15 protein-coding genes are annotated in these 14272 nt (G+C 41.2%); 9 read left to right on the top strand and 6 right to left on the bottom strand.

Translation table 11 applies throughout. The features are described from left to right. Positions 1 to 83 precede the first annotated feature (83 nt). From IM676_RS00940 to trxB, 4 genes are all read right to left on the bottom strand, one after another. Complete coding sequence (locus IM676_RS00940; protein ID WP_200988574.1) at positions 84 to 983, bottom strand: ROK family protein; 900 nt, start codon at positions 981 to 983, stop codon at positions 84 to 86. A gap of 15 nt (positions 984 to 998) precedes the next feature. After that, on the bottom strand, positions 999 to 1205 hold the full coding sequence (locus IM676_RS00935) for a hypothetical protein (protein WP_200988573.1): 207 nt from the start codon (positions 1203 to 1205) through the stop codon (positions 999 to 1001). Positions 1206 to 1255: 50 nt separating this feature from the next. Next, positions 1256 to 2152 carry an ABC transporter permease gene (locus IM676_RS00930; protein ID WP_200988572.1) on the bottom strand — a complete coding sequence of 299 codons (897 nt, stop codon included), beginning with the start codon at positions 2150 to 2152 and terminating at the stop codon, positions 1256 to 1258. 277 nt (positions 2153 to 2429) lie between these two features. Continuing rightward, complete coding sequence (trxB, locus tag IM676_RS00925) at positions 2430 to 3797, bottom strand: thioredoxin-disulfide reductase (protein ID WP_200988571.1); 1368 nt, start codon at positions 3795 to 3797, stop codon at positions 2430 to 2432. Positions 3798 to 4066: 269 nt separating this feature from the next. Between trxB and psb28 the strand changes: the two genes are divergently transcribed. Then, positions 4067 to 4405 carry a photosystem II reaction center protein Psb28 gene (gene psb28 / locus IM676_RS00920; RefSeq protein WP_200988570.1) on the top strand — a complete coding sequence of 113 codons (339 nt, stop codon included), beginning with the start codon at positions 4067 to 4069 and terminating at the stop codon, positions 4403 to 4405. Positions 4406 to 4929: 524 nt separating this feature from the next. On the opposite strand, the gene mraY is transcribed toward psb28, so the two are convergent. Together mraY and IM676_RS00910 are read right to left on the bottom strand one after the other, a co-directional pair. Next, a complete protein-coding gene (mraY, locus tag IM676_RS00915; RefSeq protein ID WP_200988569.1) occupies positions 4930 to 6033 on the bottom strand; it encodes a phospho-N-acetylmuramoyl-pentapeptide-transferase in 1104 nt (367 codons plus the stop codon). A 150-nt stretch (positions 6034 to 6183) separates the two neighbouring features. Further along, positions 6184 to 6423 (bottom strand): DUF3134 domain-containing protein, encoded by a 240-nt coding sequence (locus IM676_RS00910; RefSeq protein ID WP_200988568.1) that lies wholly within the window; start codon positions 6421 to 6423, stop codon positions 6184 to 6186. A gap of 227 nt (positions 6424 to 6650) precedes the next feature. Here IM676_RS00910 and IM676_RS00905 point away from each other — a divergent pair, with 227 nt between their 5' ends. The 8 genes from IM676_RS00905 to IM676_RS00870 all read left to right on the top strand — a co-directional run bounded on the left by IM676_RS00905 (position 6651) and on the right by IM676_RS00870 (position 14252). Continuing rightward, entirely contained in the window at positions 6651 to 7235 is a 585-nt protein-coding gene (locus tag IM676_RS00905; RefSeq protein ID WP_200988567.1) for a PAP/fibrillin family protein, read from the top strand. 216 nt (positions 7236 to 7451) lie between these two features. Next, positions 7452 to 7664: a photosystem I reaction center subunit IV gene (locus IM676_RS00900; protein ID WP_200988566.1), complete on the top strand. Its 213-nt coding sequence runs from the start codon at positions 7452 to 7454 to the stop codon at positions 7662 to 7664. 104 nt (positions 7665 to 7768) lie between these two features. Further along, the gene (locus IM676_RS00895; RefSeq protein WP_200988565.1) at positions 7769 to 8614 is read left to right on the top strand and encodes a DNA-formamidopyrimidine glycosylase; all 846 of its coding nucleotides are present in this window, start codon (positions 7769 to 7771) and stop codon (positions 8612 to 8614) included. Between the two features lie 564 nt (positions 8615 to 9178). Beyond that, on the top strand, positions 9179 to 9469 hold the full coding sequence (locus tag IM676_RS00890) for a hypothetical protein (RefSeq protein WP_225880421.1): 291 nt from the start codon (positions 9179 to 9181) through the stop codon (positions 9467 to 9469). 221 nt (positions 9470 to 9690) lie between these two features. After that, positions 9691 to 9906: an NAD(P)H-quinone oxidoreductase subunit O gene (gene ndhO / locus IM676_RS00885; protein WP_200988563.1), complete on the top strand. Its 216-nt coding sequence runs from the start codon at positions 9691 to 9693 to the stop codon at positions 9904 to 9906. A gap of 207 nt (positions 9907 to 10113) precedes the next feature. Continuing rightward, complete coding sequence (locus IM676_RS00880; protein ID WP_200988562.1) at positions 10114 to 10785, top strand: hypothetical protein; 672 nt, start codon at positions 10114 to 10116, stop codon at positions 10783 to 10785. Between the two features lie 48 nt (positions 10786 to 10833). Next, entirely contained in the window at positions 10834 to 12783 is a 1950-nt protein-coding gene (locus tag IM676_RS00875) for a P-loop NTPase fold protein (RefSeq protein WP_200988561.1), read from the top strand. A 2-nt stretch (positions 12784 to 12785) separates the two neighbouring features. Next, on the top strand, positions 12786 to 14252 hold the full coding sequence (locus tag IM676_RS00870) for a DUF1802 family protein (protein WP_200988560.1): 1467 nt from the start codon (positions 12786 to 12788) through the stop codon (positions 14250 to 14252). The last annotated feature ends 20 nt before the right edge of the window (positions 14253 to 14272 follow it).

The raw sequence follows: 14272 nt of genomic DNA, 5'->3' as shown, positions 1-14272 counted from the left end.
ATTAGCTACATAGATACCCGAGAAAATCTCGGGTATCTGCTTATTCACAGCATTTATTTATATACTCATAACCTGCTGTAATTCTAATTCCCGTTCCCAACAAGCAAGGATGCCAACTTTGCAGCGCCCACCATCCCCGCCGAGTTGCCCAGTTGTGCTGGTAAAATTTGTAATCCAGAGCGAGATATGGCCATGACTCGCCTTTCAATTTCTGCCTTAAGTGCCGGGTAAAAAAACTGAAAACTAGCACTAACGCCACCACCAATAATCACTGCTTGAGGTGTTAAAACGTAAACTAAACTAGCTAGACCTATACCCAAACAATTACCATATTCTTGCCAGAAAGTCAAGGCAGATTTATCTCCCGCTGCCGCCAATGCGCCTAATTGCCATGGTTCCTGTCCGGTAAGGCGACGAATTGCCGTAGCTGAAACATACTGTTCTAAAGAACCGGAATTACCACTCTTACACATAGGCCCATCGGGGTTTAAGGTAATCAAACCCAGTTCCCCAGCAGCGCCTTCATGACCTACAAACAGTTTGCCATTGAAAATAATTGCACCACCCACCCCAGTTCCCAAGGTCAATAAAATTAGATTGTGAAAGTTGCGACCAGCGCCTAACCAAGCTTCTGCCAAGCCCGCACAGTTAGCATCGTTAGCGATCACAGTGGGTTTACCTGTTTTGTCCTCTAACCAGTCAGCTAGAGGCACATTTTGCCATCCTGGTAAGTTGATGGCAATTTGGGCAATGCGTCCGCTTTTATCAGCTGGGCCAGGAGTACCCACACCAATGGCAATAGCTTGATTATAGGGGTCAACTTGAGCGATCGCATCTACAATTACAGCTAAAACAGCTTCTGGTATTGATGGTTGGGGGGTGGCTACAGTCAAAGATTTTAAGCAAGTACCATCAGGGTTGAATCGTCCCAGCTTAATAGCTGTTCCCCCCACATCAACCCCAATTAATTGTGAATTAACCACCTGAAAAAATATAATTTAGCTTTTTTGGGTGTTATCCGGTAAAAAAATCCCTGTTTTACTGTTTTCCAAGGAGGCTATAGGTGAACTAGTGACCATGACTGAATCAGAACTCCCTAGTTTGTTCCAAGCTGTCATTGGTGTACCACGTAATAACCCACACAAAGCGAGAGATAGCATAAACCCACCAGTAGCAGCGGCAATTAAAGAAATATTATCTTTCACTCTAACCTCTCGGTAATAACTTCAACAATATTTAGACAAGGAAACAGTTATTATTTCCGCATTCTATTGTCTCGCCGTAATCCAGGATTGACAAACTCATTTAACCCCTCACCTAGTAATGATAACCCTACTACCATTAATGTCATGGCTAAACCGGGGAAGAGAGTAGTCCACCAAATACCTGTGGGTAGGGCTTCCAGGGCTTGTCTTAAGTCATGTCCCCATTCTGGCACTTCTGCGGGAAGTCCTAGACCCAAAAAGCCTAAACCGCCTAATACCAAAATTGCGTCGGCGGCATTGAGGGTAAATAATACAGGTACGCTGGGAATGACGTTAAAAAATAGATAGCGCGATAGTACCACCCAAGTAGAAGCACCAAGGGCTTCAGCTGCTTCAATAAATACTTCCGTTTTAACACTTACAGTCTGATTACGTACTACGCGATAATATTGGGGAATGTAGGCAATACTAATGGCGATCGCCGCATTGAAAATTCCTTTACCTACGACAAAAGCCAGTGTGACTGACAGTAGTAGCCCTGGTAATGTGTAGATAGTATCCATGATAAACAGTAATACCTGATCTAATTTTCCCCCCAGATAGCCACTCACCATCCCTAAAGGCACACCAATGAGCATACTAATTGCCGTGGCTAAAATCACCACTGTTAGTGCAGCTTGAGCGCCAAATAATGTACGCGAAAATACATCATGTCCCAAGCGACTCGTACCAAACCAATATTGAGCCGATGGTGGTTCTTGGATGGGGTTAGCCAGGAATTCTCTAGGGTTTTGTAACCATCCCCAAGCCTCTAAGAGGGGAGCAAAAAATGCTAAAAAGAGGAAAAATAGGGTAATGACTATGCCCATAAGCATTAGTTTCTGGGACAGGTGGGAATTTCGAGCCAAACGGATGAATTTCAGTAACTGAGGTTTAATTATGGCCATGAGCGATCGCGTGCATCAAGCAGGATTTCACAACTGCGATCATAGAGGCTTTGAAACTCCTGGGATACAGATTTTTCTGTTTCATATCCTCTAAGAGGTTGTTTGATAAGTTTTCAACAGGTAATTTTTATCTTAGGGAACAGGGAATGGGGAATAGGGAATAGGGAATGGGGGACACACCGAAACAATAAAATCCAGTCCCCTCCCCTTACAAGGGGAGGGTTAGGGTGGGGTCAAGCAATAGTTGATACACTAATCATGACTTGACAAATATCCTCTAAAGATGACTGGAAATTATTTGACGATAATCACTCTTTTGCTTGACACCTTTAACTTCTTTCAATAATTCTTGATGTTTAAAAAACTGAATCGTTGGTGTACCAGTTACCCCAGCATTCTCTGCAATCTGAGGGTCTTTGTCAATGTCAATTTCCACAAAGTGAATTTTACCTGTGAATTCATCTATGACTTTATTTAATATCGGCTTGAGAGTATGACAAGGACCACAACCAGGGGAGACATATTTCACGACCAATAAGCGATCGCTTTCATGGAATAATTTTCTCAAGGCATAACCACCTTCATGGCGTGTAGCTTGTAAATTGAATCCCGCCTCCTCTTGGGCTTCAGTTTTCTGGGTAGGTTGGGGTGGTAATTCATCCTGTACTGTAGCTGACTGATGAAATTCTGTAATTAAATTCCGTGATGATAACCAGCGTTCTGCCAACATAGCCGCCATACAACCACTACCAGCAGCGGTAATTGCTTGGCGAAACTCATGGTCTTGCACATCCCCAGCTGCAAATACACCTTCTAAGCTGGTTTCTACAGAACCGTTTTTAGTGACAATGTAACCCACATCGTCTAATTCTAATTGTCCTTTAAATAAGGCAGTATTGGGACTATGACCGATGGCGTAAAATAAACCTTTGGCGTGAATTTCCCTTTCTTCACCGGTTTGATTATTGCGCACTTTGATCCCCGCCATCTGACCGTTACCGAAGACGTCCACAGCTTCAGTGTGCCAATGTACTTCAATTTTGGGGTTACTTAAAACCCGGTCTTGCATGGCTTTTGATGCTCTCATTGTATCAGAACGCACCAGCATATTGACCTTGGAACCGTATTTAGTCAGGTAAATTGACTCTTCGGCCGCCGAGTCACCCGCACCAATCACAGCTAATTCTGCACCGCGAAAAATTGGTGTTGCACCGTCACAAATTGCACAAGCAGATATACCCCGACTCCAGAACTGATGTTCACTAGGTAAACCTAAACGCTTGGCTGTAGCACCAGTCGCTATGACTACACTATGGGTTTTTAGTTCCCTTTCGTGCGATCGCACAATAAAAGGACGTTGAGTCAAATCCACAGATATGACATCCTCAGTATATAACTGTGCCCCCCACCGTTCAGCTTGCGCCTTCATTTGATCCATTAGTTCCGGTCCGGTAATACCTTGGGGAAACCCCGGAAAATTCTCTACTTCAGTTGTTGTCATCAATTGACCACCAGGTAACCCTCCTACTTGAAAACCTTCAAATACTACTGGTTTTAAATTTGCTCGTCCTGCATATATGGCAGCTGTGTATCCTGCTGGGCCAGAGCCAATAATTACCAAATTTTCTACAGTCGGGTTAGTCATAGGGGTTAAATAAACTCATAACGACTCCGTTTAATATAGCATAATTAGCCTAGGAGTAAAGATTAAAGAAAACACAGAACCTCATCCAAGAAAGAAGACAGGGAAAAATTTTTGTCTTGGGGTGATATGAGGTTAAAAGAATACTTATTATTTATTTTGTATAAAAAAGTACTTTTAATAACACAGTTAAAAATATTCTTGTTTTCAGCATCTCCCAAAAAATGAGAGAATGGAAAGTTAGGCATTATAAAACTTTCAATACAGACATCATGGCAAAAATCCAATTTTGCAGAGGAATTGACGAGGAAGTAGTTCCAGAGGTACGCTTGACCCGATCGCGCAGTGGTGATAGTGGGACAGCAACATTTATTTTCACCAACCCGCGCATTTTAGAGCAAGGGAACACAGAGGAAATCACCGGGATGTACTTGATTGACGAAGAGGGAGAAATTATTACCCGCGAAGTTAAGGGTAAATTTATCAACGGTAAACCGGAAGCTTTAGAAGCAGTTCATCTGATGAAGTCCGTAGCCGAATGGGATCGCTTTATGCGCTTCATGGAACGCTATGCGCAAGAAAACGATTTGGGATTCAATAAGGCTGAATGAATATCCCATATAAGTTTAAGTTTAAATTCATCCATGACTGAGGCAACGGGCTATTGCTGGGTTACATATTATTCACATACCTAACCCCTCAGATAGGGGTTAGGGTGGGGTTCTGTTGATGAAGTTCGCTCTTAAATTGGTAGAAAGCACCCTACCAGAAAACGCGCACAGTGCCCCTGGTTTCTAACTATGGGGCAATGTGCGCTAGCGACTTTAGTCGCATTAGAACGATTTACTGGCTTTAGCCACAGTGATATAATGGTCAAGGCGAGTAAAACAACCATTTACACGCAAACTTGCAGCCGTGGGGCACACGGTCAAGATGCTTGCAGTTAGCGAAGCGGCGCGTTAGCGCGGGTAAATTCATTGGAATCCCCGTGAAGCAAGAATCCCCCGGCTTCTAGCCGTGGGGAGTGTCAAAACGGAGGTTGAATGTGAAACTGGTGTAATTCCTATCACCAAAAAACTCCCTAATATAGGGAGTTTGTATTTTTTTAAATGATTTTCTCAAAAGTTGTAAAATTTTAAAAAGGCGCCATCATTAAACAAATAACAGCCAAAATACCAGCGATCGCATAAAATACCCTAACCACTTGTAATTCTGACCAACCGGTTAATTCTAAGTGATGATGTAGGGGGGCCATTTTAAATAAACGCTTTCCTTTGCCATCAGCACCTTTGGTAGCTTTGTAATAACTGACCTGGGCGATGACAGAAAGGGTTTCTACAAAGAAAATACCACTGAGAATAAACAGTGCTACCAAACTATTAGTTAGTAACCCTACAGATGCTAAAGCTCCTCCCAGTGCTAAGGAACCAGTATCACCCATAAATACCCTTGCTGGGTTACAGTTATGGGCTAAGAAACCTAAACAACCGCCACTTAATGCGGCGCAGAAAACCATTAATCCCGGGTAAGTAGGGGCAATAATAGCAGCTAAACCTAGTAAAGTGATGGCTACTGTTCCTGCTGCTAAACCATCAATACCATCAGTTAAATTAGTGGCATTACTTTCTGCAACTAGGACAAAACCAGCCAAAGGCCAGAATAAATATCCTAAAGGTAGTGCAAAGCTCACCCAAGGTAAAGCAATATTTGTAATTTGAGAATTATGATTAAACATCAGCCACAGACAAAACAGGGCTGCAAATACAATTTGCAACGCCAGTTTCATTTTGGGTGATATCCCTTTATTTGATTTACGGCGCAGAATTTGCCAGTCGTCCAGCCAACCCACAAATCCATAGCTGAGAGTTAAGGCACAGACAGCAAGCACTTCTGTGGCAAAATTAGATAATATACAGGCGATCGCTGCAGAGACTGGCACAAAGAATATACCCCCCATCGTGGGTGTACCAGCTTTTCTCAAATGGGCTTGGGGTCCATCGTCCCGGACAATTTGCCCAGTTTTTAATGCTTTTAGCATGGGGATCACCAAAAAGCCCATAGCGCCTGAACTCAGCGCCCCGACCAACAATGGTAATGTCAGTGACATAGTTTGCCAAGGCGTTCTCTGTCCTAGCCAATCTAGGCTCAACGCTGCTAGACTCAAGACTACAACCAAACCGAAAGCTAAACCAATACCCGAAATATTTGACCCTTGGTTAGGAGATAATTTAGCGTCCACAGAAATTTCCTTCACTCCACACTTAATAAAATTGATATTACCTAGTAATGCACGGACAGACAAAGATAAATATCTCACAAAAACATAAATGATTTTTGATTTGAAGTTTTTGGCTGACGTGCTATGGTAATACTACCCAGTTTGACTAGGCTAATCTTCGTCTACGCCCAGATCACTACCATCATCGAGATCATAATCGTCTATTCCGTCTTCTGAACTCAAGAAATCTGATATTTCTTCCTCTGGTTGTGAATAATCGTTTTCTTGAACACTCCGGGCTACAAGCCTTCCTTGACTTTGTAACCAGTCCAACATCGAAGATTCTTGCTTTAATGGAATTACTGGGGCGCGTTGGTTCCGGGGTTGTTCACTTAAGGGAGAGTTCAGCATATCTACTAAAACACAAAAAGATCATGTAACTAGACATTAAGAAGTCTATCACTGCCAAGGGATATTTTAATTATCCATTCAAGTCGTAGTTAATAAATCCGTAAACTGGCAGAAATAATTTATTGAGTACTCTTATAAGAACCACCAAAATTGCATGGCTATTATGTCATAATCTATACTATCGGCTGAAAGTATTTCAATCCTGATGATTTTTGAGGTTATAGACTATGCTCGGTAAAGCTAATCTCATGGATGCCATAGCCGGTACCAATCGCGGTTTATTAGCCAGTGAAGCACAAAAACAAGCAATCTTAGCAGCGATCGCCAATTTAGAAGACTTCAATCCTACGGCACGCCCCCTAGATGCGGGGGATTTGCTTAATGGTGACTGGCGGCTAATTTATACAACTAGTAAGGCTCTCTTAAACCTGGATCGCTTACCCTTATGTAAGCTCGGACAGATTTATCAGTGTATCCGGGTCAGCACTGGCACTATTTACAACATAGCTGAAATTTATGGACTACCTTATCTTGAAGGATTGGTAAGTGTAGTTGCTAAATTTGAACCAGTTTCAGAGCGACGTGTACAAGTTAAGTTTGAGCGATCTATTCTGGGCTTGAAACGTTTAATCAATTATAGTTCTCCCGCCGGTTTTATCCAGCAAATTGAAGCCGCTAAAAAGTTTACGGCTATTGATACTCCCTTGAACAGCGAACAACAGCAAGGCTGGTTAGACATTACCTATATAGATAATGATTTACGCATTGGCAGAGGTAACGAGGGTAGTGTATTTGTTTTGAGTAAAACATAAATCTGATTGCATCCTTTATATTTGCCCAAAAAATACCCCTTATTCGGCTTTTTGTCAAGACTGGTCTGATACCTTATCAGGTTTGGGCTGTAAATGGAGGAATACTTAACCCCATTTCAGATAAATAACTTAACAAAGCCTCTAGGAAACAGCTTGACAATGTAAAGTGAAATCAATTAGCCCTAATATTATCGATCATTAAAAGGGAAGATACTTATGGTTCAACGTGGTTCTAAAGTGCGTATTCTCCGCCCCGAATCCTACTGGTTTCAGGATGTAGGCACAGTGGCTTCTATTGACCAAAGCGGCATTAAATACTCAGCAATTGTCCGGTTTGATAAGGTCAATTACTCTGGTCTCAATACCAATAACTTTGCCCTAGATGAATTAGTTGAGGTAGAACCACCAAAGGCTAAGGCTAAAAAGTAAGTGGTGGAGCAATAAAGGTAATAATTTGATGAGATGGAGAATGATATAGCTTAAATCCTGTATCATTCTCCAGCCTACCCTCAAAGGTCAACGATATAGCTTAAATGCCTGAACTGCCTGAAGTTGAAACAATCCGCAGGGGTCTAAACCAATTTACCCTGCACCGTAAAATTACGGGTGGGGATGTGTTGCTACACCGCACCATTGCCTACCCATTTTCTGTAAATGAGTTCATTTCGGAAATTACAGGGAGTGCGATCGCAGCTTGGCATCGTCGTGGTAAATATCTTTTAGCGGAACTCACCCCCTCACCCCAGACTACCTGGTTAGGGGTTCATCTCCGCATGACCGGTCAGCTATTATGGTTACATCAAGATGAACCATTACACAAGCACACCAGAGTGAGGTTATTTTTTGAGAACCAGCAAGAATTACGCTTTGTTGACCAGCGCACCTTCGGTCAAATGTGGTGTGTTACCCCAGGAGTAGCAGTAGAAAGTATAATTACCGGTTTAGGGAAACTAGCGGTAGACCCTTTTTCAACGCAATTCACCCTTGAGTATTTCGCTGATAAATTACAAAATCGCCGCCGTCCTATTAAAACAGCACTATTAGATCAGTCAGTGGTGGCGGGGTTAGGTAATATTTACGCCGACGAAGCACTATTTAAAAGTGGAATTTTACCAGTAACTCTGTGTATGGATTTGCAGTTACAGCAAATTCAACGTTTACACACAGCTATTATTCAAGTATTAGAAACCAGTATTGCTGCTGGGGGTACAACCTTTAGTAATTTCCTCAACGTTCAAGGGGTTAACGGTAATTATGGCGGTGTGGCTTGGGTATATAACCGCACTGGCGAACCCTGTCGAGTTTGTGGTACTCCCATAGAGCGAATTAAATTAGGGGGGCGTTCCAGTCATTTTTGCCCCCAATGTCAGAGTTATTGACACTCCCCACGGCTAGAAGCCGGGTGATTCTTGCTTCACGGGGATTCCAATGAATTTACCCGCGCTAACGCGCCGCTTCGCTAACTGCAAGCATCTTGACCGTGTGCCCCACGGCTGCAAGTCTGCGGATAAATGGTTGTTTTACTCGCTTTGAGTATTATATCACTGTGGCTAAAGCCAGTCAATCGTTCTAATGCGACTAAAGTCGCTAGCGCACTACACCCCCATAGTTAGAAACTAGGGGCACTGTGCGCGTTTTCTGGTAGAGAGGCTAGGAATGGAGGACTAAACTCCTGCTTGATCGGATTCATAAGCCGAGGTATGATTTAGACATGGCTGAAGTCACTATGTCGCGTTTTTATCTACTGAGAGAATATCGTTAATTGAGCTTTTTTTGAATTTTCAAACATCCTCTTAGAATAAAGTTAACATTAACACTTTTTGTGTGAAATGTAACTTAGTGTGCACGTTAAACAAACCAGGTGATTAATGAATACTAGTTATAAAGGCACAAGAAAAGCCTATCAATTTATTCAAATACGGGTACAATTGCTTGGTAGGGGTATGACCAATGAAATCATGAATTTATACGTCAATGGTAAGCGTCTCAGACCAAGAGTGAGAACCATTCACGAATTTTTAAATTATCTAGGTGCCCAAGGCTTTTGTTTAGTTACCGCAGAACTAGAAACAGAGGGAATATATACCCATTTTTATACATTACAGCGTCAAATTTTAACAGAGCAACCCCCAGATGGCGATATTTTTGATGAGCTTTCCAGAGCCAAAGAGGGAGCAGATTTTGGGGATACCATAAGAAATTTACTGGAAGGAGGACTTGATCGTTTTGCCTAGGTTGCACCTAGAATGTTGAGTCTAAGTAAAAGTTAGAGGATGTTTTAAAAGTCAAAGGTAGTCAATAATCAAGCCAGTCGTCTAAGCATAATACGAATCATTGCAATATAGATAAAAGTCTCAGACGTTTGGGGTGTAAACAAACCAGCAATAAATTCTTAAGTGAATTTGCATCTGACCACAAGTTAAAATCCTCTTAAAAGCAATTCAAGAGGAAATTTATGACAGTTAAAAAAGGGGATATGGTTCGCGCTGTTCGCGAGAAGCTGGAAAATAGTTTGGAAGCACAAGCCAGCGATCCTCGCTTTCCTTCATATTTGTTTGACAGCAAGGGCGAAATTGTTGATGTTAAAGGTGATTACGCCTTGGTAAAATTTGGGAAAGTACCAACGCCAAATATTTGGTTACGCTTAGACCAACTGGAAGAGTTTAACTAAGTCTGGTAGCCAAATTCGTTGACATCTCCCCTACCAGGAGAGATGCGTGAAAGGTTAATTTTTTGTGTTGAAATAAAAACTACCAATTTCCGATCCCCGAGTTCTTTAAGAAGTCGGGGATATAAGTTTTTATAACTAAAAGTTTTTTGTGGCTAAGATGACAAAATAATATTACCATGAAATTGATAGTCATATAGGACACATGGCATGGGCGCAGGAGAAAAAGGTTTACAGGATACTCAAGCTAAAACACGCGTGCTGCTGGCGTTGTGGGATATGGGAGGAATGGAGGTAGAGGTTAACCAGGGTCAACTTACTAAACGAATTGTCACTAAGGGTAAGAAGGTAGGAGACTATCGGCACATATTTAAAGAGTTGGAAACAGCAGGAGCAATTTCCATTTCTAAAAAGAAATTTTCTCTCACCTCTCCCATAGGTTTGGAGATGTTGGGAGAGGGTTTGAGCAGTGGTGATTTTCAGTTTGAGGGGACTATTGTCGGGACTTGGGTAGCCAATGCGTTGCTGCGGTGGATTAGTCAGATGAATGGGGGATCAACTCTATCTGTGGCGTCGAGTGATGGGGTCAAGTCTGCGGTTATTTCTTCCTACGAAGAATTTAAAACTGTGGCATTAGAAGTTTACGACCAACTCAACCAGAACTACAACTTAGATGATTTAGTCCCTATTTATCGCATCAGGAGAACCATAGGGGAGCGGGTGAGCCGTGAGAACTTCAACACCTGGTTAATCGAAATGCAAGCTGAGGACATTTTGCAGCTGATTACTGGAGAAATAGCAGACTTTACCCCTGATAAACGAGAAGACTCGATATCTATGGAAGGTACACAACTACGTTCCTATGCTCAACGCCTGAGTTAATCAAATTGCTTCCACACTGTGTAGTTCCTCCCACCACATTGATTCATCATGACAAATACCCCTATTTCCTCCATAGAAGTCGTTAACGCCGCTATTAAAAATCATAATCCCTTTACTAACGCCGGTATCGTTAAAGAACAGGACGTTTGGGGTAAGGGAGTCCCCGACGTACCAACCTTAAATGCTCATGCTTCTAATAAAGTTTTTGAAGCCATTGAATTTGTGCGAACCAGTCAATTTACCCAAGATAAAGTGACTTCCATTGTGATCACTGCACAACAGGGAGTTGGTAAAACTCATCTTCTCAGCCGCATTCGTCATCAATTAGAAGCAAAAGGCGGTGCTTTATTTGTCTATGCAGGTGGTAATAATTATACAGATTTAAATCTGGTGAAGTACCAATTTCAGCAAACCTTAGCAGATAGTCTGAGTGAAACTGGTAGTCAAGGGGTAATGCAGTGGCAGGAAGTAGCCGCAGCCATGGCCAACGAAACTAGAGGTGACAATTGCTCCCAACCAGCAGAGTTAGTTAAAAAGTTTGACCAAGCATATAAAAATAGTTTGGACAAAAACAAAAATCTCATGAATGTCTTGCAAGCACAAGTGCTGAAAAATAAACCCAATGCAGATCCCTATATCCTCCGGGCTATTTTGTGGACACTCTCAGAAAATCAAGCCCCTTTTGCCATTAGATGGTTATCTGGTGAAGAATTAGCTCAAGTCAATGCTGATGAGTTGGGTTTACCTAATTCTCCTAAAAGCAATCAAGACAAAGAAGCTGAAGCCCTGAAAAATATTCAGCAAATCTTGAATTTAGTTAGTTTCTATAATCCGGTTATTATTTGTTTTGACGAAATAGATGTTAAAAACAACTCCACTGAAGATGGCTTACCCACTGAAAGCGTAATTGCTAATTTGGTGAAAATTCTCCATGATACTCTCGAAAACTCAGAACTTAGTCAAGGAGTTGTTTTTCTCACAGTAATGCTACCCGAAACATGGAGAGAAAAGGTCAATTCAATACCGGGGGGTACACCGGATAGAATTTCTAAATTCACTCAGAGAAAACCCATAGAATTAAAATATGTTAGTAGTGATTCTATGGTTGATTTAGTTAGTGTTTGGCTCCAAGAATTTTATCATTCAAAACAATTAATTCCTCCTCATCCACTTTACCCATTTAGAGAAGGTGAACTGAGAGAATACGGCAAAAACAAGAAACCAACTGTCAGAGAAGCTTTGCAATGGTGCGCCAAGAATTTTAAGGTGGATGAGCTACCCTCAGACCCACTGTCACGGTTTGAACTGGCATTTACAAAAGAAAGTAATGTCAATGCTAAAGATTACTTAGAGGATAATAATATGCTGGCTGCATCTCTATATTTTGGTTTTGAGACATTGATCAATCAGACCTTAGAAGGAGTGAAAATTGATGAGATTATCCGGGATGTCAAGCCTAAATCACAGAATAAAAATTGGATCAACTTTAAAATTATTGGTACAGAGAATGGCGCAGATGTGAAAATTGGCGTGTCTGTCATCCAGGATTCTCAGTCTGCATTATGTGCTGGATTAAAACGTTTAATTGATTATCAAACATTTGACTTGAGTCGTGGTTGTTTAGTGCGGTCTCAAGACAAGATACAAAAAATGAATAAAAATTCCCAAGCTTACAAACTCCTGGAAGAACTCATCTCCCAAAAAGGAGGAGAACACGTCGATTTAATAGAAGAACAAATTCGCCCACTGATCGCAATTTACTCTATTTACCAAAAGTGCTCAAACTATGATTTAACAGAGGCACAAATTTTGGATATTATTACTCAAAATAAAATTACCATTGATAATCTTCTATTACGAGAGATTTTAAGCGACCCATCAGGCATATTACCAGATGCTGATGATAGCGATGTTTTAGATGAGTTGTTTAATCCTACAAATTTAAGTGAAACAGATGAATCGGATGAGTCAGACGAATTAAGCGATTTGTTTAGTTAATCATGAGCCAATCAGTTTTAATTTATAAAGCCCTTTGTCTACCTAGTGGCGATGTGGAAGCGTTAGTACAAGGGCGAATTATTGCAGCTATACCTCGTAAATTATTGAATAGGGGTGATAAATTTGCTCTTTACCCTGTTAATTCTTCAATACATCAGTTGCGAATTGAACAATACTATCGCCCGGATTTTTTACCGATTGCTCAAAGTGTCATCAAACAAGTGAACTCTGAAAAAGTTACTATTAAAGCTTGGGCGAGATGTGAACTTTGCCGAATGTTGGACGAGACTCAGCCGTTAGAAGTTTTATCTCAGTTAACAATCTGGACAACAGCAACCCTGAAACAAATCTTAGAACAACAACATATTTTTTTAGCTTACCTGCGAGTTTATCATTTGTCTGAGCCTTGTCAAGTTGCACTCACCCCCGATATTAAGGGCAAAATTGGTAAATTTCTCGGTATACCTAATATTACTGCTGCGGAGGCAAAACCAGTATTGAGCGATCGCATTTTCGCTCAACGCCAAAAGCAACTAGAAAACCTGGAACCACCCAAACACCCAGAACTAGAAGATTTACAAAGTGCAATAGTGTCCCTGAGCATGAGCAACCCAGGGGCGCAAGCATTAGACAATGATATCAAAAGGTTTTTAGGTTGGAGTAGTCGAGAAGATAATTATCAACCGAATGAGGATTTAGGTTGGATAAATAATATTGCCGCATTAGGCGATCGCAGTATACAACAAGATGAGGGGAAAAGTAACTATCAAGCCGGGACGGACTTTGAAAATGTGGTGCGTCATAGCTTGGAATTTTTAGGATTCACCGTTGATTATAGTCATAAAGGCGGTGCCGGTGGTTTAGATTTATTTTGTTCCCAACCATACCCATTATTTGGTGAGTGCAAAGCAGGGAAAAGAATTCCTAATGATAGCGCAGTACAACTGTTAAATTTGGGAATGTTACGGGAACCAGAACTTTTTTATCAAGCTACTAAAATCATCATTGGTCCGGGTAAACCAACAAACCAACTACAAAAATCTGCAAAAACGCAAGGTATGGCTATTCTTAATCCTGAAACACTTGAAAAATTAGTCAAACTCCAAAATAACTATCCTAACTCAGTAGATTTATTTAAACTCAAAGAATATTTAAAACCCGGTCAATGTGATGCACAAGTAGAAAAATATATCAATCAACTTTACAGAGATATCAATTTGCGATCGCACATTATTCAATTAGTCAAAAATTATCAGCAAAACTCAGGGATAGACTTAGCAGGAGTAGAAGCCCTACACGGTGCATATTTCGGTTCCCAACCATCACAACCACTGCAACCAGAAGAAATGTACGAGATTTTAATAGAACTTTCCTCACCGCTAACAGGTTACTTAGGAAGAGTTAAAGGTCAAAATTGGAAAAGCGATCGCTTTTACTTTCTCCGGGAGTTAGCAACTACGACTGAGTAACTTAATATTTGCCCATAACT

Origin of the sequence: Anabaenopsis elenkinii CCIBt3563, from assembly GCF_015245355.1 — a bacterium.
Taxonomy (GTDB): Bacteria; Cyanobacteriota; Cyanobacteriia; order Cyanobacteriales; family Nostocaceae; genus Anabaenopsis; species Anabaenopsis elenkinii.
This window is presented reverse-complemented; position numbering and strand designations above follow the sequence as displayed.

Coding starts and splice junctions, on each gene's coding strand:
- IM676_RS00875 (WP_200988561.1), top strand. CDS start 10,834: ATGACAAATACCCCTATTTCCTCCATAGAAGTCGTTAACGCCGCTATT.
- trxB (WP_200988571.1), bottom strand. CDS start 3,797: ATGACTAACCCGACTGTAGAAAATTTGGTAATTATTGGCTCTGGCCCA.
- psb28 (WP_200988570.1), top strand. CDS start 4,067: ATGGCAAAAATCCAATTTTGCAGAGGAATTGACGAGGAAGTAGTTCCA.
- ndhO (WP_200988563.1), top strand. CDS start 9,691: ATGACAGTTAAAAAAGGGGATATGGTTCGCGCTGTTCGCGAGAAGCTG.
- IM676_RS00910 (WP_200988568.1), bottom strand. CDS start 6,423: ATGCTGAACTCTCCCTTAAGTGAACAACCCCGGAACCAACGCGCCCCA.
- IM676_RS00930 (WP_200988572.1), bottom strand. CDS start 2,152: ATGGCCATAATTAAACCTCAGTTACTGAAATTCATCCGTTTGGCTCGA.
- IM676_RS00895 (WP_200988565.1), top strand. CDS start 7,769: ATGCCTGAACTGCCTGAAGTTGAAACAATCCGCAGGGGTCTAAACCAA.
- IM676_RS00880 (WP_200988562.1), top strand. CDS start 10,114: ATGGGCGCAGGAGAAAAAGGTTTACAGGATACTCAAGCTAAAACACGC.
- IM676_RS00890 (WP_225880421.1), top strand. CDS start 9,179: ATGACCAATGAAATCATGAATTTATACGTCAATGGTAAGCGTCTCAGA.
- IM676_RS00900 (WP_200988566.1), top strand. CDS start 7,452: ATGGTTCAACGTGGTTCTAAAGTGCGTATTCTCCGCCCCGAATCCTAC.
- IM676_RS00905 (WP_200988567.1), top strand. CDS start 6,651: ATGCTCGGTAAAGCTAATCTCATGGATGCCATAGCCGGTACCAATCGC.
- IM676_RS00870 (WP_200988560.1), top strand. CDS start 12,786: ATGAGCCAATCAGTTTTAATTTATAAAGCCCTTTGTCTACCTAGTGGC.